The organism is Micromonospora sp. URMC 107, from assembly GCF_051386315.1.
Classification (GTDB): domain Bacteria; phylum Actinomycetota; class Actinomycetes; order Mycobacteriales; family Micromonosporaceae; genus Micromonospora.
This window is the reverse complement of record NZ_JBPQTK010000315.1, coordinates 1-371: the sequence shown is the minus strand read 5'-3', so window position 1 is coordinate 371 and position 371 is coordinate 1. Positions and strand designations below refer to the sequence as shown.

At 73.3% G+C, this 371-nt stretch carries 1 pseudogene; it reads left to right on the top strand.

The features are described 5' to 3' along the window. Positions 1-371 (top strand): annotated as a pseudogene (locus tag ACSNN9_RS28690) (endonuclease/exonuclease/phosphatase family protein); the annotation flags it as partial.

The following is a 371-nucleotide window of genomic DNA, read 5'->3' as shown; positions in this document are numbered from 1 at the left end:
TCGCCGCCCGCGCCCTCGACGCCAGCGAACACCGCTTCGCCGCCGCCGTCGTCGGCACCCCCGGCGAACAGTTCCGCCCCCTGACCCACGACGACGACGGACACGGCGAACCCTGCTACGGCGTCGGCCTCGTCACCCGCCACCGCGTCCACACCTGGCAGGTCACCCGCCTGCGCCCCGCACCCGTACGCTCACCCGTCTACGTGCCCGGCCCTCGCGGCGGACTCATCCTCCTGCGCGACGAACCCCGCGTCGTACTCGCCGCCGTCCTCGACACCCCACACGGCAAGCTCACCGTCGCCGCGAACACCGCCAACGCCCCCAGGTTCGTGCCCACGTTCACGACCTTCGCCATCGCCGAACCGTGCACG